Origin of the sequence: Cytobacillus sp. BC1816, from assembly GCF_051353635.1 — a bacterium.
GTDB lineage: Bacteria > Bacillota > Bacilli > Bacillales > Cytobacillaceae > Cytobacillus > Cytobacillus oceanisediminis_C.
The window spans coordinates 5144786-5167081 of sequence record NZ_CP195611.1; the positions used below are offsets into that span (position 1 = coordinate 5144786).

General features: G+C 43.0%; 24 protein-coding genes. 1 reads left to right on the forward strand and 23 read right to left on the reverse strand.

The genetic code is table 11. The annotated features are described in order from the left end of the window. Positions 1 to 25: 25 nt before the first annotated feature. From ACR42H_RS25850 to ACR42H_RS25895, 10 genes are all read right to left on the reverse strand, one after another. Complete coding sequence (locus ACR42H_RS25850) at positions 26 to 466, reverse strand: hypothetical protein (protein ID WP_436374158.1); 441 nt, start codon at positions 464 to 466, stop codon at positions 26 to 28. A gap of 15 nt (positions 467 to 481) precedes the next feature. After that, positions 482 to 661 carry a hypothetical protein gene (locus tag ACR42H_RS25855; RefSeq protein WP_436374160.1) on the reverse strand — a complete coding sequence of 60 codons (180 nt, stop codon included), beginning with the start codon at positions 659 to 661 and terminating at the stop codon, positions 482 to 484. A gap of 64 nt (positions 662 to 725) precedes the next feature. Next, positions 726 to 1346 (reverse strand): thymidine kinase, encoded by a 621-nt coding sequence (locus ACR42H_RS25860; RefSeq protein WP_009332277.1) that lies wholly within the window; start codon positions 1344 to 1346, stop codon positions 726 to 728. Positions 1347 to 1551: 205 nt separating this feature from the next. Beyond that, complete coding sequence (gene rpmE / locus ACR42H_RS25865; protein WP_009332279.1) at positions 1552 to 1764, reverse strand: 50S ribosomal protein L31; 213 nt, start codon at positions 1762 to 1764, stop codon at positions 1552 to 1554. Positions 1765 to 1925: 161 nt separating this feature from the next. Continuing rightward, positions 1926 to 3194: a transcription termination factor Rho gene (rho, locus tag ACR42H_RS25870; protein WP_113882361.1), complete on the reverse strand. Its 1269-nt coding sequence runs from the start codon at positions 3192 to 3194 to the stop codon at positions 1926 to 1928. Positions 3195 to 3601: 407 nt separating this feature from the next. Next, a complete protein-coding gene (gene glpX, locus ACR42H_RS25875) occupies positions 3602 to 4564 on the reverse strand; it encodes a class II fructose-bisphosphatase (protein ID WP_436374163.1) in 963 nt (320 codons plus the stop codon). Positions 4565 to 4730: 166 nt separating this feature from the next. Beyond that, complete coding sequence (locus ACR42H_RS25880) at positions 4731 to 6017, reverse strand: UDP-N-acetylglucosamine 1-carboxyvinyltransferase (protein WP_113882362.1); 1287 nt, start codon at positions 6015 to 6017, stop codon at positions 4731 to 4733. 469 nt (positions 6018 to 6486) lie between these two features. Then, positions 6487 to 7131, reverse strand: a complete 645-nt coding sequence (fsa, locus tag ACR42H_RS25885) for a fructose-6-phosphate aldolase (protein WP_061794013.1) — start codon at positions 7129 to 7131, stop codon at positions 6487 to 6489. Positions 7132 to 7322: 191 nt separating this feature from the next. Further along, positions 7323 to 8180, reverse strand: coding sequence for a class II fructose-bisphosphate aldolase (locus ACR42H_RS25890; RefSeq protein ID WP_113882363.1), 858 nt, complete (start codon positions 8178 to 8180; stop codon positions 7323 to 7325). 254 nt (positions 8181 to 8434) lie between these two features. After that, positions 8435 to 8812, reverse strand: coding sequence for a response regulator (locus ACR42H_RS25895; protein WP_175502221.1), 378 nt, complete (start codon positions 8810 to 8812; stop codon positions 8435 to 8437). Positions 8813 to 9029: 217 nt separating this feature from the next. On the opposite strand from ACR42H_RS25895, the gene ACR42H_RS25900 reads away from it, so the two are divergent. Continuing rightward, entirely contained in the window at positions 9030 to 9551 is a 522-nt protein-coding gene (locus ACR42H_RS25900; protein WP_436374166.1) for a DUF2529 domain-containing protein, read from the forward strand. 44 nt (positions 9552 to 9595) lie between these two features. Here the strand turns inward: ACR42H_RS25900 and hxlA are convergent, their stop codons facing one another. From hxlA to ACR42H_RS25965, 13 genes are all read right to left on the reverse strand, one after another. Further along, positions 9596 to 10222, reverse strand: a complete 627-nt coding sequence (hxlA, locus tag ACR42H_RS25905; RefSeq protein WP_113882365.1) for a 3-hexulose-6-phosphate synthase — start codon at positions 10220 to 10222, stop codon at positions 9596 to 9598. 79 nt (positions 10223 to 10301) lie between these two features. Next, entirely contained in the window at positions 10302 to 11141 is an 840-nt protein-coding gene (locus tag ACR42H_RS25910; RefSeq protein ID WP_113882366.1) for an SDR family oxidoreductase, read from the reverse strand. A gap of 11 nt (positions 11142 to 11152) precedes the next feature. Next, positions 11153 to 12214 (reverse strand): mannonate dehydratase, encoded by a 1062-nt coding sequence (uxuA, locus tag ACR42H_RS25915; RefSeq protein ID WP_436374169.1) that lies wholly within the window; start codon positions 12212 to 12214, stop codon positions 11153 to 11155. Continuing rightward, positions 12211 to 12846: a bifunctional 2-keto-4-hydroxyglutarate aldolase/2-keto-3-deoxy-6-phosphogluconate aldolase gene (locus tag ACR42H_RS25920; protein WP_436374171.1), complete on the reverse strand. Its 636-nt coding sequence runs from the start codon at positions 12844 to 12846 to the stop codon at positions 12211 to 12213. The genes uxuA and ACR42H_RS25920 overlap by 4 nt, the downstream gene beginning before the upstream one ends. Before the next feature lie 11 nt (positions 12847 to 12857). After that, a complete protein-coding gene (locus ACR42H_RS25925; protein ID WP_436374173.1) occupies positions 12858 to 13877 on the reverse strand; it encodes a zinc-binding alcohol dehydrogenase family protein in 1020 nt (339 codons plus the stop codon). Positions 13878 to 13888: 11 nt separating this feature from the next. Further along, positions 13889 to 15163, reverse strand: a complete 1275-nt coding sequence (locus ACR42H_RS25930; RefSeq protein WP_436374175.1) for a TRAP transporter large permease — start codon at positions 15161 to 15163, stop codon at positions 13889 to 13891. Beyond that, on the reverse strand, positions 15160 to 15654 hold the full coding sequence (locus ACR42H_RS25935) for a TRAP transporter small permease (protein ID WP_113882371.1): 495 nt from the start codon (positions 15652 to 15654) through the stop codon (positions 15160 to 15162). The genes ACR42H_RS25930 and ACR42H_RS25935 overlap by 4 nt, the downstream gene beginning before the upstream one ends. A 78-nt stretch (positions 15655 to 15732) precedes the next feature. Further along, the gene (locus ACR42H_RS25940; RefSeq protein WP_436374177.1) at positions 15733 to 16737 is read right to left on the reverse strand and encodes a TRAP transporter substrate-binding protein; all 1005 of its coding nucleotides are present in this window, start codon (positions 16735 to 16737) and stop codon (positions 15733 to 15735) included. A 26-nt stretch (positions 16738 to 16763) separates the two neighbouring features. After that, positions 16764 to 17774, reverse strand: coding sequence for an ureidoglycolate dehydrogenase (gene allD / locus ACR42H_RS25945; protein WP_113882373.1), 1011 nt, complete (start codon positions 17772 to 17774; stop codon positions 16764 to 16766). 10 nt (positions 17775 to 17784) lie between these two features. Next, complete coding sequence (gene hxlB / locus ACR42H_RS25950) at positions 17785 to 18330, reverse strand: 6-phospho-3-hexuloisomerase (RefSeq protein WP_436374179.1); 546 nt, start codon at positions 18328 to 18330, stop codon at positions 17785 to 17787. Positions 18331 to 18340: 10 nt separating this feature from the next. After that, positions 18341 to 19297 carry a sugar kinase gene (locus ACR42H_RS25955; RefSeq protein WP_113882375.1) on the reverse strand — a complete coding sequence of 319 codons (957 nt, stop codon included), beginning with the start codon at positions 19295 to 19297 and terminating at the stop codon, positions 18341 to 18343. Between the two features lie 20 nt (positions 19298 to 19317). Then, on the reverse strand, positions 19318 to 20322 hold the full coding sequence (locus tag ACR42H_RS25960; RefSeq protein ID WP_436374182.1) for a LacI family DNA-binding transcriptional regulator: 1005 nt from the start codon (positions 20320 to 20322) through the stop codon (positions 19318 to 19320). Positions 20323 to 20506: 184 nt separating this feature from the next. Continuing rightward, entirely contained in the window at positions 20507 to 22114 is a 1608-nt protein-coding gene (locus tag ACR42H_RS25965) for a CTP synthase (protein WP_113882377.1), read from the reverse strand. Positions 22115 to 22296: the final 182 nt, after the last annotated feature.

The window sequence follows — 22296 nt, forward strand, 5'->3', positions numbered from 1 at the left end:
AGGCCCTGGGTAGGCAGGGCCTTTTTTACGTGCGGTCTTCCTGAACCTTTACTTCAATGTGATAAGCCGGAAGAGCTTTAATGAGATCTTTATGCAATTGAGCCTGTGAATCCATTTTTTCCTGGTGGGTCATATTGCCTTGCCGGTATGCAGTCACCCACATATCCTCACCATTTATCCAAACAGCTCCCGGGCGATACCCCTTGTGAGCAGCAATCACCTTTCGGGCCTGGTCGATATCATCCTGATTATCCAGACGTTTGCCGTCAAAATTAATAAAGTTCGGGTTCTGATCTCCGCTCATCGTCCGGTCCAATGTATTATTGTCCTCTGTGCGGTCCAGATCATTATTTATAAATGAAACTCCATCCTGGGTCTCATGGTCATACTCACTCTCAGTTGCCTGATTGTTGGCACAGCCAGCCATAAATGCGAGCATCAAAAGGAAAACACTAAGTTTTTTCATTACTGCACCTCCTTTTTATAGCATGTCCGCTATCAGGAGGAATGTACAGTCCAATATAAGGCAGAGCTGGAGTGGTGAAGGAGTAAAGTTAGCGACTTGAACGTACATGGCGGTCTTTTCCTGGCTTCCCTTTCGTTTTTCGGCTTCATGAGCTAAATTTTTATTTCGTCTTCCGTTTTCCGTTTTCTGCGCCATAAAAACCCCAAATTAAAAAAACTGCCCGGAACATACCAGGGCAGAGAGAGCGTTTAGTATAAAATTATGATAAAAACTCAGTTGTTTTATGTTTGTCTAGAACATTTGGCGACTTTGGAACTTCATGGTGATGGCGGCAGCGCGGTTCATATGCTTCTGAGGCGCCGACTAAAATAACCGGGTCATCATATGAAGCCGGCTTTCCATTGATCAGTCGCTGTGTACGGCTTGCAGGTGAACCGCAGACGGCACAGACGGCTTGAAGCTTTGTAACCAATTCTGCAATCGACATGATGGCAGGCATTTGGCCAAACGGCTCCCCGCGGAAGTCCTGGTCAAGTCCGGCAGCGATGACACGATGCCCGCTGTCAGCCAGGTGCTGTATGACTTTTACAATTTCATCATCAAAAAATTGCACTTCATCAATCGCAATCAAATCAATGTCAGCTGTAATGTATTTAAAAATATCGGTAGACTGGGAAATGGGTCTAGCTATCACCGAAGTTCCATTATGTGAAACCACAGCTTCATCACTGTATCGGTTATCGATCTGCGGCTTAAAGACAGCGATTTGCTGTTTGGCGAATTGAGCTCTGCGCACACGGCGAATCAGTTCTTCTGATTTGCCGGAGAACATGCTGCCGCAAATGACTTCCACCCATCCGTGATGATTCATAACGTACATGAACGGCCTCTCCTTCCTCGTTCTAACTAATAGAATGGCTTGTTATCATTATTTTATGAAGAAAGGGTCGAGCTGCTGATTTTATTATACTCACGCTTTTTTCAAAGCAAAAAAGGTCCACTCAAAACAGTTCTTCATATACAATAAGGCTAATTTCGCAATAAAAAACAGGCAAGATAGTTAACTTGCCTGTTTTTGTTGTTTATTATTTTTGTTCTGACTTAATGCCGTATTTCTTATTGAAACGGTCAACACGTCCGCCAGCTTCAGCGAATTTTTGACGTCCAGTATAGAATGGATGGCACTCAGAGCAAGTTTCAACGCGGATCTCTTCTTGAACAGAACCGGTTTCGAACTCGTTACCGCAAGCACATTTCACCATTGCTTTTTTATAGTTAGGATGAATTCCTGATTTCATTCTTTTCATCTCCTTCCGCCCTGAATCATTCGAAACAGAGTTATATATTACGGGCAATCATGATTGCCGTAAACTTCAAAAACACACTGTCATCATTATAACAAGTCAAAGTATTTTTTGCAATAAGCGAATTCGGCATCCTGAATTTTCCAAATAAAGCCTTATTGCGAGCGCTTAGCCTTCATTTCTTCTGCCAAGTTAGCAAAAAACTCTTCGTTCGATTTTGTCTGTCTTAGCTTGCGAAGCAGCTTTTCAGCAAAATCCGGTGAATCGGACATGGATTTGCGGATTGCCCACAGCTTGTCAAGATGATCTTTCTGGATAAGAAGTTCTTCTTTACGCGTCCCGGAGCGGCGGATGTCGATGGCCGGGAAGATTCTTCTTTCGGCCAAGGAGCGGTCAAGGTGCAGCTCCATATTGCCTGTCCCCTTGAATTCTTCGTAAATGACGTCATCCATGCGTGAACCTGTGTCAACGAGTGCAGTTGCCAAAATTGTTAAACTTCCGCCCTCTTCAATGTTACGCGCTGCACCGAAGAAACGCTTCGGACGGTGGAATGCAGCCGGGTCAATACCTCCGGAAAGTGTTCTTCCGCTTGGAGGAATAACCAGGTTATACGCTCTTGCCAGTCTTGTGATGCTGTCCATCAAAATAACAACATCACGCTTGTGCTCAACCAGGCGCATAGCGCGTTCAAGAACAAGCTCGGCCACTTTAATGTGGTTTTCAGGCACTTCATCAAACGTAGAGCTGACCACATCGCCTGCAACTGAACGCTCGATGTCTGTTACCTCTTCCGGGCGCTCGTCAATTAATAGCACAATCAGTTCCGCTTCCGGGTGGTTGGTTGTAATGCTATTGGCAATTTCCTTTAAAAGCATGGTCTTACCTGCTTTTGGCGGCGCGACTATCAGACCGCGCTGCCCGAATCCAACCGGTGCAAGCAGGTCCATAATTCTTGTAGACAGCTGTCTTGTACCTGTTTCCAGTTTCATATGGCGGTTTGGATATAAAGGAGTCAGACCAGGGAAGTGAACACGCTCTTTTGCTGATTCCGGATCATCGCCATTTACGGCTTCAACCTGCAGAAGGCCGAAATAACGCTCATTTTCTTTTGGAGGACGGACTTTTCCTGAAACCTTATCTCCGTTTCTCAAATCGAAACGGCGAATCTGGGAAGCGGAAATATAAATATCCTCAGAGCTTGGTGAATAGTTGATTGGACGAAGGAAGCCGAATCCTTCTGACTGAATGATCTCCAGAACACCTTCCATGAAAAAGTAGCCTTCCTGCTCTGCTCTTGCTTTCAGGATGGCAAAAATCAATTCTTTTTTCGATAACTTGCTGTAATAAGAAACTTTATATTCACGGGCAAGTTCATAAAGCTCTTTCAGCTTCATATTTTCTAAACTTGAAATGTTTAAACCCATTTTTACACCACACTTTTGAAATTTTCAATTATTTCCTCCATATGCAGCTGTACAAATAATGGACTTTATATGAAAGGAAAGGGAAAGATACTTGACTTGAGGCACTGAAAATAGCTGAAGAATCTATCATTATGTTCTTAATTAAAGGTTTCGAGGAATGGAACGGTTTATTGTCCGTTTTTTCAGTTGATATTGGAGGCATCCTCTTCTTCGAAATGCGCAAGCGCCTTGCCTTATCCTCGGGGGAGGCGCAGGAGCCAGTTTAAAAAACAATCTCTATTTTACCCCTTAATATGAAAATTAATCAATAATTAAATTTGATATGGAAAATATAGCAGGAAGGAAATGAAAATGAGCAGGCTGGCGCAGATGGCCAGCTCTCATTTTCTATCTATCTTTTATGAAAATTATTTAATAACAAGATTTGGCTTTTTCTTTAGACTATGGCGTCCCTCAACAAAGCGGACCGTACCTGATTTGGCACGCATGACAAGCGAATGGGTCGAACCATATGAGCCTTTAAACTGTACACCTTTCAGGAGCTCTCCGTCTGTTACGCCTGTAGCAGCAAAAATGGCATCATCGCCCTTTACCAGATCTTCCATTAGAAGGACTTTGCTAATATCGAGGCCCATCTTCAAGCAGCGCTCAGCCTCTGCATCATTTTGCGGAAGAAGTTTTCCTTGAATTTCTCCGCCAAGGCACTTAAGGGCAACAGCTGCCAAAACGCCTTCAGGTGCTCCCCCAGATCCGAACAGAATATCGACGCCAGTCTCATCAAAAGCGGTATTTATGGCACCAGCCACGTCCCCATCATTGATTAATTTAATTCTGGCGCCAGCTTCGCGAAGCTGGCTGATGATGTGTTCATGTCGCTCACGGTTAAGCACTGTAGCCACGACATCCTGGATATCTTTGTTTTTTGCTCTTGCGACCGCTTTCAAATTATCCAAGACAGAAGCGTTAATATCAATTTGCCCAACCGCTTCAGGACCGACTGCGATTTTGTCCATGTACATATCCGGAGCATGCAGAAGGTTTCCGTGGTCAGCTACCGCAAGAACAGCTAATGCATTCCAGCCCCCAGATGCTACGATATTGGTGCCTTCCAGCGGATCGACAGCAACATCCACACGCGGACCATAGCCTGTTCCAAGCTTTTCCCCGATATAAAGCATTGGCGCTTCATCCATTTCGCCCTCTCCGATAACGACTGTTCCCTTCATTGGCACAGTATCGAATACATCTCTCATTGCAGAAGTAGCAGCATCATCCGCTTCATCTTTTAATCCGCGGCCCATCCAGCGTGCTGATGCTAAAGCGGCACCTTCCGTTACGCGAACTAATTCCATTGACAAACTTCTTTCCATCGATTTTTCCTCCCCGGATTCTAAGGCTGGCAGCATGGCGAATGCGGACCGGCTCTTTACCGCCGGCACCGCAAAAGCCCGCCTTAATTTATATTTGTCTGCTGATGTCACTTAGGCTTTAGCCCAAGCAATATTCAGTCAGCTGTCCATATTCCAAGATGTGTCTCTATGCGTTCTTCATTTGTTCCATTTCTTCTTTGCTCATTTCTTCGCGCCAGATTGTGGCACCAAGTCCATTCAGCTTTTCAACAAGGTGGCTATAGCCTCTGTCGATATGCTCTAAGCCAGTGACTTCGGTAACTCCCTCAGCCATTAAGCCGGCAATTACCAGTGCTGCGCCTGCACGCAAATCGCTCGCCTTAACTTTAGCTCCCTGAAGCTGAATTGGCCCATTGATGATCGCCGAGCGTCCTTCAACTTTAATGTTAGCATTCATTCTGCGCAGCTCATCAATATGCTTAAAACGGGCACTATAAATGGTATCCGTAACCATGCTTGTCCCTTCTGCACCTGTTAACAGAGAAGTCAGCGGCTGCTGAAGGTCTGTTGGAAAGCCAGGATAAACAAGTGTTTTAATATCCACTGCTTTCATTTTTTCAGCTCGCCCTACAAATACCTGGTCGTCGTTCGTTTCAATCTGAACGCCCATTTCGCGCAGTTTTGCTATTAGGGACTCAAGGTGATGGGGGATGACATTGTCAATCAGCACCCCTTCTCCAGCCGCTGCACCAACGATCATATAGGTCCCCGCTTCAATCCGGTCTGGGATAATCGTATGCTGGCAGCCATGCAGCTGGTCTACGCCATCGATGCGGATTACATCTGTGCCGGCACCTTTTATTTTCGCACCCATATTGGTTAAAAGGGTAGCAACATCAATGATTTCAGGCTCTTTTGCAGCATTTTCAATTATTGTTCTGCCTTTTGCTCTGACAGCGGCAAGCATGATATTGATGGTTGCCCCAACGCTGACAACATCGAGATAGATACGGGCTCCGCGAAGCTCATCGGCACGAAGGTAAATGGCTCCCTGCTCATTGGTCACACGCGCGCCAAGAGCTTCAAAACCTTTAATATGCTGGTCAATCGGCCTTGGTCCCAGATGACATCCGCCAGGAAGTCCAATAACCGCTTTTTTAAATCGGCCGAGCATCGCTCCCATTAAATAATAGGAAGCGCGTAATTTTTTCACTTTTCCGTTCGGCAAAGGCATGGAAATCATGGAAGAGGGATCAACTGTCATATCATTTTCAGAGAATTCGACAGTGCCCCCTATTTCTTCAAGCAAATCTTTTAGAATTTGTACATCCGAAATATCCGGCAAACCTTCAATTGTCACAGGCGATTCCGCTAAAATGGTAGCTGGAATTAATGCAACTGCACTATTCTTCGCTCCGCTGATCCGGACTGTTCCTTTTAATGGATATCCGCCTGCAATCATTAGCTTTTCCATTTGTAACTCCCTTCTTAGCCGTTGTTAAACACACATGCTGACATTTGACTTCAATATTTAAAGAATTGATAGCCCTTACAGCAAAAGCTACACACTACTTTTCTAACCAATTCCGCCAGAAAATAGCCCCAGCTTCTATAAGAAACCAAATAGGCTTGTCATTATTTTTAATATCGGAAAAATTGTCTTTGGGAAAATCTGCACTTTCATATTATCATGTATCTGCATTTTGCAACATTGCAAGATGAATAAGGAACAATTTTCCATGTGTTTTTTACAGATTCCGACATTATCTTTATCCTATAGTTTACACGAAAAATCAAATCTCATGTATTGTATTCAAAAAAAGTTAAAATTAAGAAAGAAGCACTAAAAGCCGGGGTACAAGTGTGAAGGGGCTGGCTTTGCTCCAACTTTTTCAGCAACGAAACAAAGCCAGTTTCCTAGAGTTATTTTTCCGAAGAATCCATTATCCTCTTGAGTTCCAGTCTGCCAGGAACGCTTCGATTCCCTTATCTGTCAGAGGATGGCTGAATAATTGCTGGATGACTTTATAAGGAACTGTCGCAATATGGGCTCCTCTTAATGCTGCATCCGTCACATGCTGAGGATGTCTGATGGATGCTGCTATGATTTCTGTATCAATGTCATGAATCGCAAAGATTTCTGCGATGGTGGAAATGAGATCCAGACCGTTATGGCCTATATCGTCTAAACGACCAAGGAACGGAGAAACGTATGTAGCACCTGCTCTTGCAGCAAGCAGCGCCTGGTTTGCACTGAAGATCAAAGTCACATTTGTTTTAATGCCTTCTTTTGAAAAAGCACTTACTGCTTTTAGGCCATCGGGTGTCATTGGCACCTTGATTGTGATGTTCGGTGCAATCGCTGCCAGCTCTCTTCCTTCTTTTATCATACCTTCAGCATCAAGGGCGATGACCTCGGCGCTTACTGAGCCCGGCACCAAATCCGTGATTTCGCGAAGACGGTCAGGGAAGGATACATTCTTTTCCTTTGCCACCAATGATGGATTGGTTGTTACCCCTGCTACTACCCCAAGGGCATATGCTTCTTTAATTTCGTCCATGTTTGCTGTATCGATGAAAAACTTCATAATAATCCCACCTTGTTTAATTTTTTGATAATTTATGCTGCGGATATCTATGTATTATTAAATAAAGTTTCTATTCTGTAAAGCCTTACATTTGGATGCAGAATTTCCGCATCAGACCCTCAGCGCCCGCCGGATAAAATACAGGGAAACCGCCCCTAATCCAGAAGCGGTTTCTTATCCAATGATATTAATTATGCTTTGTTTGAAGAACCGAATTCGCGCATTTTGCCGATTACAGTTTCTTTAATTGCTTCGCGTGCTGGTCCTAAGTATTTGCGCGGATCGTATACTTCCGTATCTGCTGCCAATACTTCGCGAACGCGTTTTGCAGAAGCAATTTGGTTTTCAGTGTTTACATTGATTTTTGCAGTTCCTAAAGAGATAGACTTTTGAATATCCTTTGTTGGGATTCCAGTTCCGCCATGAAGAACTAAAGGAACACCAGTAAGGCTTCCGATCTCTTCCATTTCAGCAAAGCCAAGGTTTGGCTCACCTTTATATGGGCCATGAACAGAACCTAGTGCTGGAGCAAGGCAGTCGATGCCTGTGCGTTTTACCAGTTCATCACATTCTTTAGCATCCGCATAAATAACGCCATCAGCAACAACATCGTCTTCCTGTCCGCCGACAGTTCCTAACTCCGCTTCCACTGAAACGCCTTTTGAATGTGCATATTCAACTACTTTAGAAGTAGTCTCAACGTTTTGTTCGAATGGATCATGAGACGCATCGATCATAACGGATGTGAATCCTGCATCGATCGCTTCTTTACATTTATCAAAACTTGAACCGTGGTCTAGGTGGATAGCCACCGGAACGGTAATTTTGTAATCTTCCAGCAGTCCTTCAACCATCTTTACAACCGTTTTGAAACCGCCCATGTAGCGTGCAGCACCTTCGGAAACACCAAGGATAACCGGTGATTTTTCTTCTTCTGCCGCCTGCAGGATAGCTTGAGTAAACTCAAGGTTGTTTAAGTTAAATTGACCTACTGCATAGCCTTCTGATTTTGCTTTATTAAGCATTTCAGCCATAGAAACTAAAGGCATTTTTCTTCCTCCTTATTGATAATCGTTTAAGTTCGTCAGACTAAATACTGTTAAAGTTTTCCCCTTAACACTATCGAATATGTACCCTTAAAATAGTCTGCTAAACGAAGACGATCCTTTGGAATTCATCTGTTATCATACCAAAAAGGACTTAGAAAAGCCATTATTCCAAAGCGTTTTTGTTAATTGTCATAAAGCAAACGCTATCATTTTTATAGCGATGGAATTTCAGGTTAAAAACGGTTAATTTTGGTTTATTTCGAGTTAGGCACAGGCAAATATTTCTTTACTGCTGCCCTGATGTCATCAATATCGAATGGCTTTGCAAAGTGAGTAAGAGCTCCCAGATCCTTGGCCTCCTGAATCATATCGAGCTCGCCATATGCAGTCATGATAATGACGCGGATATCTTTATCCACCACTCTCATTCTTTTTAAAATCTCAATCCCATCCATTCCCGGTATTTTCATGTCGAGAAGAACAAGATCAGGCGAATGCTTGGAAACAATGTCGAGAGCCTGGACTCCATTGGCAGCCTGGTATGTGTCGTACCCTTCTTTCTGTAGTACCTCATTAAGCAAAATTCGGATTCCGAACTGATCATCTACAATTAATATTTTCCCTTTCATCAAGCCACCTCTTCCTGTCGTATTAAAAGCACTTAGGTTTAAAACCATACTGAATTATGACTGCAGGTCACTTAACTATACATTCTCCTACAGCTAATTTCTCTGTGAAACATGATTATTCCTGCTGGTATTTGCAATTTCAATTGTGAATATTTTACCTTTTCCTCCCTTTTCACTATAATAGAACCGCTAAGTGCAGTGACCGAAGGAGTGAAATAGTTTGCTTAAGATGTTTTCTACCCAGCTGACAGGCTTGTTTAAAAGACTTCAGGAAAAAGAAGAGTTTTCCATCGAGGACAGTGCACGCCTATTGGCTCAGGCTGCCGCCGGTGATGGGAAAATATATATTTACGGTACAAAAGAAATGGCTGCAATTGGCTATGAAGCCGTTCAAAGCCAGGAACCGCTTAGAGATGCAGCGATTTTGGAAAGTGATGAGAAAATCTCAGAAACAGACAGAGTAATCATCTTCTCAAGACATTCAGATGACGAAGACGCGGTCGCTCTGGCAAAATCTTTGTCCGAAAAAGGAACTCCCTTTGTGGCAGTGAGCACCATCAAAACCGAATGCAGTGACAATCTCGCTGATTTGGCTGATGTCCATATTGATTTAAAGCTTGCTAAAGGGCTTCTGCCTGATGAAGAAGGCAACCGCTTCGGCTATCCGGCTTCCATGGCTGCTTTATTCGTTTATTATGGAATCAAGTTTACGATTGAAGAGATTTTGGCGGAGTATGAATAATAGATGGGCCGAATCAGCTTCCATTCCGGGGGCTGATTCGGCTGTCATTTTTGCAGTTGGCTTCTTATTGCTGAGCTAGCTTCTTTTGGTGCTTGATTACCTGTAATGGCACTTCCAACAATGACTACATCTGCAATACTATCCTTCAATTCTCCGATCGTTTTTTCTGAAATCCCGCCTGCAATAGCAACTTCGATATCATTTAACCCTTTTACCAGGCTAAATAAAGCGGGATCCGCTATAGAACCCTCTTTCTGCATATCCTTTCCTATATGGAGACAAAATAAGTCCGCCCCCAAATCATATAGACTCTTAACTCTTTCTGCGTCCTGAATTCCCAGCAAATCAATCATAATTCTTTTATCGGCGGCATTTGCAATCTCTAATGCCTGCTTTATCGTGCTGATATGCGAAAAGCCCATCACAGTCATAACGTCCGCCCCTGCTCTAAAGGCCTGTTCTGCTTCATATTTTCCTGCATCACAAGTTTTCATATCCGCCACAATTGTTTTTTCTGGATAGGCAGCCTTCATTTCCCGAATTATCTTCATACCATATTCTTTAATCACGCCCGTCCCGATCTCAATCCAATCGATATTTTCACAAGTTTCATCTGCGATACAGAAGCATTCCTGCTCGGTTAAGCGGTCAAGTGCAAGCTGAATTTTCACTTCTATTCTCCTTCTTTTAGAAATGTAATTTATAAGGGAAAAAACCACAGGAATACTTCCTGTGGCCGTATTTTTTATATTAAACTCCTGAGTAGGCCATAAAGCCGCCATCGACAGGCACTGTTACACCAGTGACAAAGCCGGAGTATTCTTCATCAGCAAGCCACAGCAGTACACCGAGCAAATCTTTCGGCTGGCCAAATCTTTTCATTGGTGTATGAGCAATAATTTTTTCTGACCTGGCCGTATGGGAACCATCTTGATTTAATAATAAATTGCGGTTCTGAGTTGTTAAGAAAAATCCCGGTGCAATTGCATTTACCCGCAAACCTGTTTCTGCGAAATGTACAGCCATCCACATTGTAAAATTATTAATGGCTGATTTGGCTGCACTATAGGCAGGCACTTTTGTCATTGGCGAATAAGCACTCATTGATGAGACATTAATAATGATAGGTGATTCCTGCTTTAGCAGTTCTTTGCCAAAAACCTGGCTGGCTAAAAAAGTTCCGGTAAAGTTGCTGGCAAAAACCTGGGAGAAGCCTTTCTCATCCATATCAAAGAAGGACTTTTCAGAAGAAGACTCCACATTATGGGTTTCTACAGAAGTAATGGCATCCGGGTGATTCCCGCCTGCTCCATTAATTAGTATATCTACACTGCCAAAGTGGCTGATCACTTCTTCCCTTGCCTTTTCCATGGATTCACGATCTAAGACGTCTGCTGCAACAGCAATCGCTGTTCCCCCTGCTTTTTCAATTTCGGCTGATACCGCAGCTCCCTTTTCTGCTGTACGATTAAGAATGGCCACTTTCACCCCGTGTCTTGCGAGCTCCCTGGCCATTTCCGAGCAAAGCACACCGCTTCCTCCAGTAATTACCGCTGTTTTTCCATTTAAATTTTCATGTATTGGAAACATTAGCATTCTCCTTATTTCTCAGATTGATAGGCATCCCATAATCCGTGAAGATACATGATTCCAAGAGCCCGGTCATATAATCCGTAACCCGGTCTGCATTCTTCACCCCAAAGATGCCTTCCGTGGTCAGGTCGCACGTAACCCTCAAATTGAATCTCAGATAACTCTTTAACCACACCTTTTATATTGATGGATCCATCTGCTGTTAAATGAGAAGTTTCAATAAAATCGCCGTTTTCGAATATCTTTACATTTCGGATATGTGCAAATGGTGACCTTTCGGCAAATTTCCTTGCGAGTTCAACCATATCGTTTTGCGGATTGGCTCCCAGCGATCCTGTGCAAAAGGTAATGCCGTTCGATGGTGAATCAGAGATAGAAAGGAGCTTCTGCAGACTTTCATCTCCCGTCATGATTCGCGGGAGGCCAAAAATAGACCAAGGCGGGTCATCCGGGTGGATAGCCATCTTGATGCCTGCTTCTTCTGCCACCGGCAAAATTTCCCGTAAGAAATAGCTCAGATTGCCCCATAAGTCCTCTGCAGTTACATCCTGATAAGCCGCAAATAATTCTTTAATCCGGGACATTTTCTCTGGCTCCCAGCCTGGAAGAGTCAAATCGGAAGCCTCAGAAACCGTTTTAATTAAATCATGCGGATCCAGATTTTCCACTTTGTTCTTTTCATAAAATAACGCTGTTGAGCCATCTGGAAGGGCGCGGTATAAGTCAGTCCGCGTCCAATCAAAGACAGGCATAAAGTTATAGCAAATAACTTTAACCCCAAATTGAGCCAGATTTCGAATGGTTTTCTTATAATTTTCTATATATAAGTCCCTTTCATTGTTTCCCAGCTTAATAGATTCATGTATATTAACACTTTCCACCACATCTGCATGAAACCCAAAGGACTCTATATACTCAACTTCAGATTTAATCTCTTCTGTCTCCCAAACTTCCCCGACAGGCTTTCTATGAAGGGCCCAAACGATTCCTTTCACATCGGGAATCTGTTTCACTTGTTCAAGAGTTACGGTATCATTATCCCTTCCATACCAGCGAAAGGTCATATTCATTTTCCGCCGCCTCCATTAATCGTTTCGACATATTTTCCACAAAGTGCTTTTACTGATTCTTTACCGCCAGCTCTGTATGCCTTGTTTAAGTCACTTCCAATGCCGGCTGCGACAGCGCCAGCCTCAAGCCACGCACCGACATTATCTAAATTCACCCCGCCAGTTGGCATGATGCGCACCTGTGGCAGGGGACCATTGACTGCACCGATAAATGATGGATCAAAACGATTGGCCGGGAACAGCTTTACAATGTCACAGCCATATTCGAGAGCGGTCATGATTTCAGTTATGGTCATGCATCCAGGAAGATATGGAATGCTGTATCGATTGCAAAGCAAGGCTATATTCTTATCAAAATGCGGACTAACAACAAATTCCGCCCCATTTAAAATGGCATGGCGGGCTGTTTCCGAATCCAGAACTGTCCCAGCCCCGATTACACCGTCTGAACCTCTTAGCGCCTGAAACACTTTTTCCGCTTCAGGTGTAGTATAAGTCACTTCAATAGCACGAAATCCGCCTTCAATGGCAGCTTCAGAAATATCAATCGCTTCTTCTGGTGTTTTTCCGCGCACAACTGCGACCACTTTCGATTCTGATAGCTGATTCAGTTTCTCTATTTTTAAGTTCATCTAATCTCCCCTTAATCGAAAACAATAACTGCTTTTCGAACCTGGTCAGGATTGTTCTCTACATATTGGAATGCTTCCTGCACTTCACTTATCGGAAAATGGTGGGTAATAAAACCGTTTGATTGAAGTTTTTCTGCATTCAGCAGAGAAACAACCTTTTCAAATTGGTTTGTCTGAAGCCTCGAACCGACAATGGTTACTTCTTTTTTCGTTATTGGCAATTGTGGAATAGAGGATGGCCGATCATCAAACCCCAGAACAACTACCGTGCCGGCAGGCGATACAAGATTTACGCCAAGCTCAAAGGTAGAATGCAGACATACTGCATCAATCACTACATTTGGTCCTTCACCATCTGTCAATTCCAATACCCGCTCTTCTACAGACTCTTCCGATGCATGAATGATTTCATCTGCCCCATTTTCTTTTGCAAATGCTAGTCGTTCCTGCTTCAAATCACTGATAATGACCCTAGCACCCTGCAGCTTTGCCATTTTTAAAATGCATATGCCTATCGGGCCGCTTCCCTGGATGAATACAGTATCTCCTTCTTCAACGGCCCCGCGCCATACAGCCTGAGCTCCAATGGTGTAGGGTTCAGCCAATACGACTTCATCCCATTCTAAAGATGAATTCACAACATGAAGCTGTTTTTCAGGCAATACAAAGAACTCCCGCAAGCCTCCATCTTCATGAACACCAAAAACAGATAAAGACTGACATACATTCGGACGTCCTTTTCGGCATGCGTAGCACTCTCCGCAATAGCGGATTGGCTCCACTACAACATGGTCACCAGGCTTCATTCCTGAAACATTTGACCCGACTTCAACGACTTCTCCTGCCACTTCATGGCCAACAATTCTCGGGTAGGTCGCAAGCGGGTTTGTCCCATGGTAAATATGCATATCAGACCCGCATATTCCAACTCTTTTAACTTTCACTAGAACCTCATCAGGATTGCTGATGACCGGTTTTTCTAATTCAATAACTTCCATTTCCATTGTGTTTGGAATTTGAACTGCTTTCATTTTTTTACCCCCTATTCAAATAAACTCGGAAGGAACATTGAGATTTGCGGCACGAAAGCCACAAGCATTAAGACAGCCAGGCTGACACCTAAGAATGGCAGTAATTCTTTTGCTGTTTTTCCAATTGAGACTTTGCCAATCTGGGATGCTACGAATAGACATACCCCAACTGGCGGTGTTACAAGGCCAATAACAAGGTTCAATACCATCATGACGCCAAATTGAACCGGATCCATACCGATGGATGCAGCTACAGGCAATAACACCGGGAATAATATAACCAGAGCAGCAATCGTCTCCATGAACGTTCCAACAAACAACAGCAGCAAATTAATCAATAAAATAACAACAATTGGGTTTGTTGAAATCCCCAGAATGGCATCTGCAACCATTTGAGGAATTTGCTCACTTACCATAATCCAGCCAAACAGGTTGGCAAAGCCTACAAGAAGCATGATCGAAGCGGTACCTGTCATGGATGAGAGCATAATTTCCGGTATTTTTTTAATAGGAAGTTCTTTATAAACGAAAATCCCAATGACAAAGGCATACAATACCGCAATGACTGAAGCTTCAGTCGGTGTGAAGTAGCCTCCTAGAATTCCATATAAAATAATAACTGTCATAAACAACGCCCAGAATGCACCAGTAAAGCTTTTCCATATTACCTTTAATGACTTTCTTTCACCTTTGGGATAATTTCTCTTAACAGAGATAATATAGGTGGGGATCATTAGACCAACGCCAAGTAATAAACCTGGAAGAGCACCGGCCAAAAACAGGTCACCGATTGATACAGACGCAAGTGTACCCACGATAATCATTGGAAGTGACGGCGGTATAATAGGTCCAACTGTTGAAGACGATGCCGTTACAGCAGCAGAAAAGCCTGCTCCGTACCCTTCTTTTTTCATTGCAGGAATAAGAATAGCTCCTATACTCGCTGTGTCTGCCAAAGCTGTACCTGAAATACCTGCAAATCCCATTGAGGATCCAACATTCGCTAAGCCAAGCCCCCCGCGGATATGGCCGAAGCAATTATTCGCAAACTGAATGATGCGATCTGTAATACCGCCAGCATTCATTAAGTTTCCTGCCAGAATAAACCCGGGAATACAGAGCAAAACAAAGGAGTTTAATCCTCCAAACATTTTTTGCGGAATGATGCTTAATGGGATATCAGCCAGTATTAAATAAAAAAGTGAAGATAGGCCAAGGCTGAATGCTACTGGCACGCCTAAGAATATCAGGATTATGAACGAGAAAAACAAAATGGCTGCCATCATAGTTCCCCACCACCCATTTGTGAATTAAAGTCTTCTTCATTTCGAATTAGCCTAATGATTTTGACAATGGAATACAGTATTAAAAACGAACTCATGATAAATATTGCAGCATGGATTACCGACATCTGAAAAGGCATTGTGGCTGAAGTCTGGTTTCCCCCTAGCTGTGTAAAGAACCATCCTTCTTTAACAAGAACCCCGCTTAACCATATAATCAGCAAATAAATTCCAATTTCATAATACCGGCGAAAAGCATGTGACATTTTCGTGAGAATCAGATCCACATTAATAAATTCGCCTCGAAGCAAAGCTAGCGGTGCCCCAAAGCAAATGGAGTATATAAACAAATATCGCGTAAGTTCTTCAGTCCAAATGGCTGTGTAGGGAAGATAGCGCGACATGATTTGGATGGTAACCACGATAATAACCCCTGAAAAACTTATAACAGTCAAAAAGGCTAATATTCGGTCAAGCCAAGTTCGAATCTTCATTTTTCCATTCCTTCCTTTAATTAAAGGCACTGCTGGCAAAATAGTCAGCGGTGCCTTTAACTTGTTCCAATAAGACTATTATTCTGCCTCTAGAATTTTTTCATAAAGCTCATACTGTTCTGGCTTAAGGCTATCTTTGATCGCAGGCTGCATTTTTTCACGGAAGGCATCCTGATCAACATCAACAAACTCCATTCCTTCACTTTCTAGCTCAGACTCTATCTTTGAAATCTCTTCATCATAAAGTTTTTCTCCAAATGCCTGCGCTTCTGCAGCTGCTTCTGTCACAGCCTTTTTCTGTTCATCATTCAAAGCCTCAAACTGCTTGTTGCCAATTAGGATATAAATCCATGAATATACATGCTCTGTACGATTCACATACTTTTGAACCTCATACAATCCGCCGCTCTGAATTAAGTCAACCGGATTTTCCTGTCCTTTAATAACTCCTTGCTGGAGGCCGGTAAATACTTCATTGAAGTCCATAACCTGCGGCTTAGCACCTGCGGCTTCCCAGACTTTCAGGAACAACGGAACATTTGGCACTCGCATGGAAAAGCCCTTTAAATCAGATGGTGACTCAATAGGTTCACTTGAAGTCAAGTTACGTGGAGCACGTGTATGATAATACAAAGGAGTCAAGCCAACTTTTTCAGTGATTTCCTTTTCAATTTCTTCACCGATTTCCCCTTCTACAACCGTTTTTACATGGTCAAGATCACGGAAGGCATACGGTACTGCCATTAAAGCAGCTTTAGGTGCCCAGTTTTGCATGGTTTCACCAGAAATGACCAAGTCAGCTGTACCCGCCTGGATAGCATTGATTGTATCTGTTTCTCCTCCAAGAGAGTTATTCGGGAAAATTTGAATTTCAATTTGTCCGTCTGTTTTTTCATTAACCAGATCTGCAAATTCCTCAGCCGTTTTATGCCAAATATGATTTTCGTCTGCCAAGTGGCCAAACTTCCACTTAATTACTTCTCCATCCTGCTTCTCACCGCTTGCACCATTGGAACCGCCGGAACCGCAGGCACTAAGCATCATTGCAGCTGCTAAAACACCAGATAACCACTTCAATTTCATTATCATTCTCCCCTTTTTCTATAGGTTTAGTTTGTTAAAAACTGATGGACAGTTGAAGCAATTGTTATCCCTTTTTCAAGGTTTCTTTCTTCATTCATTTGTTCAATTTCACCCGGAACAAGAACACTTTTAAAGCCCGGAGCCGGAGGTGCCTGGCGGATTTCTGCCATCATTTGATCCATATTCTCAAGGAATGCTTCTGCATCCGTAAAGAATGCCGGATTAATTGCACAGAAATAATGGCCAAGTTTCCGTTTCTTATCCAGGTCTCCATACATCTTGGCAACATGCGGCCCAAAAGCGGCACCTGCAAGCAAACCTGAGAAGATGTCGACAATCATTGATAGCCCATAGCCCTTAGGCCCGCCAAACGGAGAAAGTGAAACAACTTGGGAAGGATCTGTTACGGTTTTCCCATTCTCGTCCACACCCCACCCTTCTGGAATTTCTTTCCCTTCCTCCTTATATTGAAGGATCTTCCCCAGTGCTACATTCGATGTTGCCATGTCCAGGATGAATGGTTTATGTGATTTTGCCGGTACGCCATAGGCGACTGGATTGGTTCCAAGGAAAGCATCTTTGCCTCCAAAAGGCACGACAATTTTATCAGTATGGGTCATCGCTACCCCAATCAGGTTTTCCTCTGCCGCATTTTGAACGAAATAGCTTAGTGCCCCGCAATGGCTGCTATTAATGGCTGTTACCATTCCCACACCATTTTCCTTTGCCATATGGATGGCATGATTCATGGCTTCATCTGCAATGACGTGTCCAAATCCGTCATCCCCATCGACTACGCCTGTCACAGGGCCGGTTTTATTGAATGTAATCTCCGCTTTAGGATTAATTCCCCCAGCATTAAGACGATTCACATAATGCTCAGTACGTAAAACACCATGTGAATTAACATTTCTTAAATCCGCATGAACCAGTATTTCCGCAACTTTTTCTGCATGTTCTTGCATTAAGCCGGCATCTGTTAATTTCTGCACTACTAGTTTCATAGCTTCTTTATGATGAATTGTCACAGTAGACATAATGATCCCCCTACTCCAGGTTCGTATGTTTCTTGACCATTTCTTCGTTTGAATTTCTTTCTGATAAACTATCAATAATTGCAGCATCTAAGATAAGATGTGCGGCCTGATCAAACTGATTTCCAAGCGGCTGAATCGTATTCGGTTCTCCTGAATGACGGTATTTTGTCGCTGCAGGAATCTGCATTCCCCCGGTAAAGCATGGCTTATGTACCGCCTCTTTATTAGTGGTTATTAAAAATACTTTTGCCCCCGCCCTGAAGGCGTTTTCAGAAAAACTTATTGTCTGTCCTGTTTTGGCTGAGCCAGATAAAACGATTAATATATCGTTCTCCTGAATGGCCGGTGTTGTCGTTTCCCCCAAAACATAGACTGTCTTGCCGCTATGCATAAGACGCATGGCAATCGCCTTTGCCACTAAGCCTGAACGGCCTTCCCCATTAAAGAAAAAACGAGCGTCACTCTTTAAAAGTGCTACGAAAGAGTCGTATTCATTCTTATCGACATGTGTGCATACTGCTCTCATTTCTTTGAGAATGGTATGAATCGTATCCATTGTCCACCTCTTATCTTTCAACGATAAGGTCATTATTGATAAAAGCGTTTACTTCATTAAGATAAGGAAGGCCTTCATTATCGCCCGAGACGGTTGTAACCAGGGCGCCTACGCCATTAGCAAATTGAAGCAGCCTTTCCTTGCTGAAGCCGTTCAGCCAGCCATAAATGTATCCCGCATCAAATCCATCTCCAGCTCCGACAGTATCAACGGGAGTCACATGAAAGCTTTCTGCCCGTGTCCAATCGCCATTCCGGAGTAGCTTTGATCCGTTAGCGCCATCCTTTAAGACCAAATCCCTGATGCCATATTCTCTGGCAAATAGCGCAAGTTCATCTTCTTCTTCCATTCCGCTTATTAACCTGATCTCTTCTAATCCCGTAAGCAGGATGTCAACATGCGGAAGAATTTCTTTATACGCTTTTCTCGCTTCTTCAATCGACCAAAGCTTCAGTCTGATGTTTGGATCAAAGGAGATAGGAATCTTTTTTTGTTTTGCAGCTTCAATCACTTTTGCGGCAATTTCGATGTTCTTTGGGTCAATAGCAAGGAAAACACCTGTAAGATGGACAAGATCTATATTTTCAAACAGTTCTTCCTGAATCATATCCGGTGTCAAGGTTAAAATAGGCGAGTTATATCGGTAATAGAATGTCTTGCCTGATCCATCCTCATTAATTTCCTTAAAGTTAAGTGATGTTGGGCGGCCGCTTACAAAATCTACACCCGATACATCAACGCCCTCTCCACGAGCGAAGTTATATATGACTCTGCCAAACTCATCTTCCCCCAGCCGGCTAATCCACTTGCTGCCTAACCCGAGCCTTGCACATCCAATGGCAAAGTTAAGTTCTGCACCGCCCACCTTGCGTTCAAACTGGGTGACATATCTAAGTGGTCCTTTTACAGCTGGGTTCAGTGTTATCATGGCATCTCCGATTGTTAACACTTTGAATGGTGATGACATTATTTTTCTCTCCTAACACTCTATAAAGATTCCCGCTCAACTAAAGCAGGAGCGTATCTTTTAATCTCGTACACTTCCTCAAATCGAGGATTTCTAATTAAATCTAATAAAACAGAAGCGGCATCATTGCCAATTTCAAAGGTCGGCTGTTTGATGGCTGTTATCGGCGTTGCCGAGATTTCCAGAAAATCAGAGTCATCTACCGCGATAACGCTTACATCTTCAGGAACCTTTAAATTCTTTTTTCTTAAAAATTTCAAAAGTTCAATGAGCGATAGATCGTTTGTAGCAAAAAATGCCTCTGGCGTTTCTTTGTTCAGCCACATTTTTTCCAGTTCAGGGATAATGTCTTTTCTTTCTGCCGCAATAATCCACTCATCCTTTACAGGCAAATCATTTTGTTTCAGCGTTTTCTTGTATCCATTTATCCGTTCAATCCGGGGTGTCACTTTTTGGCTTAAGGACATGGATATCAGCCCTATTTTCCTATGGCCTTTTTGGACGATTTCCTGAACGGCAATCTCAGCTGCTCTCTCGTTATCCAAAAGCAGTGTTGGATAAATCGTTTTTTCAAGCTTTCTATCTACAAAAACAATGGGGAAATTTGAAAGCTTAAGCCGTTTATATTGATCTTCATTTCCGATAGTTGGAAAGATAATTAGACCATCAACTTGTTTAGCTAAGAGCATATCAATGTATGCACGTTCTTTTTCCGGATTATCGTCTGCGTTACAGACAAACAAATGAAATTCATTTTTTTCGCAGACATCTTCAATAGCCCTGATTATTTCTGTCGAAAACGTGTGCAGTATATTGGCAACAATCACCCCAATGGTTGATGACTTCTTTTGCTTCAAACTTTTAGCTACGAAATTCGGGATATATCCCAGCTCGCGAATGGCCTCTTCAATTCGCATTTTAGTAGAATCTGCCATATACTCGTAGCGATTATTGATATACTGTGAAACTGTGCTCTTTGATACATTTGCTTTTTGTGCAACATCTAACATCGTTATTTTTTTCATGTTGTACTATCCTCTCGCAAAACCGATTTAGTAAATCGGTTTAGTAAATCGGTTTAGTGAAAGTATAAATGAAAACCTTTTCAAAATCAATACTAAAATTTCTGAATTTTATTTTTTGCAGAAATCATTCAAAAACGATTCAGACAAAAAAATCCCTCCGCATTCCGGAGGGATTTTTCACACTTTATAATTTCTCGCTAAATTTCAATGACGCCCCGACAAATTCACGGAATAATGGCTGAGGGCGAGTTGGTCTTGAGATAAATTCAGGATGGAACTGGGAAGCAACGAACCAAGGGTGATCCTTCACCTCAATGATTTCCACTAAACGGCCATCCGGGCTTGTACCAGAGAAGACGAAGCCTGCTTTCTCCATATCCTGGCGATAGTGGTTGTTGAACTCATAGCGATGGCGATGACGCTCATATACCACTTCATCCTGGTACGCCTCAAAGGCTTTTGTATCCTCATTCAATTTACAAGCTTGTAAACCAAGTCTTAGCGTTCCGCCTAAATCCTCAATATCCTTTTGCTCAGGCAGAAGGTCGATAATTGGATGCGGGGTTTCAGGAGCAATTTCTGCAGAATGCGCCCCTTCAAGTCCCAGTACATTTCTTGCAAACTCAATCGAAGCGAGCTGCATGCCAAGGCAAATGCCAAGGAATGGCCTTTTGTTCTCACGCGCATATTGAATTGCAAGGATTTTCCCTTCAATGCCGCGGTCGCCAAATCCGCCTGGAACCAGAATGCCGTCAGCATCCTGAAGCAGCTCATTGACATTACTGCTGTCCACTTCTTCAGAGTTGATCCATTTGATTTCTATATCAGAATCAAAAGCATAACCCGCATGCTTTAAGGCTTCGACAACTGAAATGTAAGCATCCTGCAATTCAACATATTTACCAACAAGAGCAATCTTGGTTTTTTTGGAAAGGTTCAGAACCTTGTCGACCAGCTGCTTCCACTCGGCCATGTCCGCTTCTCCGCAATTCAGCTTTAAATGCTTGCAGACGATTTCATCAAGCTTCTGATCTTGAAGGGATAGTGGTATAGAATATAATGTATCCGCATCTGTTGCTTCAATAACTGCTTCTTTATCGATATCACAGAATAGCGCAATTTTATCCTTCATATCCTGGGAAATTGGCATTTCTGTACGAAGAACGATTACGTTTGGCTGAATGCCAAGGCTTCTCAGTTCTTTAACACTGTGCTGTGTAGGCTTTGTTTTCATTTCGCCTGCTGCCTTGATATAAGGAACCAATGTACAGTGAATGTACATCACATTATCGCGGCCGATATCGCTCTTAATCTGGCGGATCGCTTCAAGGAATGGAAGTGACTCAATATCCCCTACTGTTCCGCCGATTTCTGTGATGACCACATCAGAATTCGTTTCATGGCCTGCACGGAAAACTTTATCCTTAATTTCATTTGTGATATGCGGAATAACCTGTACCGTTCCGCCGTTATAGTCTCCGCGGCGCTCTTTTCTAAGGACAGTTGAGTAGATTTTGCCAGTTGTTACACTGCTGTACTTAGTCAGGTTAATATCAACAAAACGCTCATAGTGACCTAAGTCCAGGTCAGTCTCCGCGCCATCACCTGTTACAAACACCTCACCATGCTGGTACGGGCTCATTGTTCCCGGATCCACATTTATGTAAGGGTCGAATTTCTGAATTGTAACCGTTAACCCTCTGTTTTTCAATAAGCGGCCAAGTGATGCTGCCGTGATTCCTTTTCCTAGTGACGAAACAACTCCGCCCGTAACAAAAATATACTTAGTCATGAAAAATTCCCCCTTGATATCAGTTTGTGCATAATGATGCTGGTTTAAAGACTTGATGATAAAAATTCTATTGTTCAGCCTCCGATTTTCTCAGCGGAAGCTTATCGCAAAGGGATGGTTTAGCTCTTTTAAAAAGGCACATGGCCTATAAAAAAATAAAAAGCGCCCCTCTTACTTAAGTA

What these genes read in the sequence shown, in the direction of transcription:
- ACR42H_RS25940 (WP_436374177.1), bottom strand. Translation starts at nt 16,737, where the DNA reads ATGAAATTGAAGTGGTTATCTGGTGTTTTAGCAGCTGCAATGATGCTT.
- rho (WP_113882361.1), bottom strand. Translation starts at nt 3,194, where the DNA reads ATGGGTTTAAACATTTCAAGTTTAGAAAATATGAAGCTGAAAGAGCTT.
- ACR42H_RS25960 (WP_436374182.1), bottom strand. Translation starts at nt 20,322, where the DNA reads ATGAAAAAAATAACGATGTTAGATGTTGCACAAAAAGCAAATGTATCA.
- allD (WP_113882373.1), bottom strand. Translation starts at nt 17,774, where the DNA reads ATGTCTACTGTGACAATTCATCATAAAGAAGCTATGAAACTAGTAGTG.
- rpmE (WP_009332279.1), bottom strand. Translation starts at nt 1,764, where the DNA reads ATGAAATCAGGAATTCATCCTAACTATAAAAAAGCAATGGTGAAATGT.
- ACR42H_RS25880 (WP_113882362.1), bottom strand. Translation starts at nt 6,017, where the DNA reads ATGGAAAAGCTAATGATTGCAGGCGGATATCCATTAAAAGGAACAGTC.
- ACR42H_RS25930 (WP_436374175.1), bottom strand. Translation starts at nt 15,163, where the DNA reads ATGATGGCAGCCATTTTGTTTTTCTCGTTCATAATCCTGATATTCTTA.
- fsa (WP_061794013.1), bottom strand. Translation starts at nt 7,131, where the DNA reads ATGAAGTTTTTCATCGATACAGCAAACATGGACGAAATTAAAGAAGCA.
- ACR42H_RS25890 (WP_113882363.1), bottom strand. Translation starts at nt 8,180, where the DNA reads ATGCCTTTAGTTTCTATGGCTGAAATGCTTAATAAAGCAAAATCAGAA.
- uxuA (WP_436374169.1), bottom strand. Translation starts at nt 12,214, where the DNA reads ATGAATATGACCTTTCGCTGGTATGGAAGGGATAATGATACCGTAACT.
- glpX (WP_436374163.1), bottom strand. Translation starts at nt 4,564, where the DNA reads ATGGAAAGAAGTTTGTCAATGGAATTAGTTCGCGTAACGGAAGGTGCC.
- ACR42H_RS25910 (WP_113882366.1), bottom strand. Translation starts at nt 11,141, where the DNA reads ATGTTTCCAATACATGAAAATTTAAATGGAAAAACAGCGGTAATTACT.
- ACR42H_RS25855 (WP_436374160.1), bottom strand. Translation starts at nt 661, where the DNA reads ATGGCGCAGAAAACGGAAAACGGAAGACGAAATAAAAATTTAGCTCAT.
- ACR42H_RS25955 (WP_113882375.1), bottom strand. Translation starts at nt 19,297, where the DNA reads ATGTCATCACCATTCAAAGTGTTAACAATCGGAGATGCCATGATAACA.
- ACR42H_RS25925 (WP_436374173.1), bottom strand. Translation starts at nt 13,877, where the DNA reads ATGAAAGCAGTTCAAATTCCAAACACAATGGAAATGGAAGTTATTGAA.
- ACR42H_RS25935 (WP_113882371.1), bottom strand. Translation starts at nt 15,654, where the DNA reads ATGAAGATTCGAACTTGGCTTGACCGAATATTAGCCTTTTTGACTGTT.
- ACR42H_RS25850 (WP_436374158.1), bottom strand. Translation starts at nt 466, where the DNA reads ATGAAAAAACTTAGTGTTTTCCTTTTGATGCTCGCATTTATGGCTGGC.
- ACR42H_RS25860 (WP_009332277.1), bottom strand. Translation starts at nt 1,346, where the DNA reads ATGTACGTTATGAATCATCACGGATGGGTGGAAGTCATTTGCGGCAGC.
- ACR42H_RS25965 (WP_113882377.1), bottom strand. Translation starts at nt 22,114, where the DNA reads ATGACTAAGTATATTTTTGTTACGGGCGGAGTTGTTTCGTCACTAGGA.
- ACR42H_RS25920 (WP_436374171.1), bottom strand. Translation starts at nt 12,846, where the DNA reads ATGAACTTAAAAATAGAGAAACTGAATCAGCTATCAGAATCGAAAGTG.
- hxlB (WP_436374179.1), bottom strand. Translation starts at nt 18,330, where the DNA reads ATGGATACGATTCATACCATTCTCAAAGAAATGAGAGCAGTATGCACA.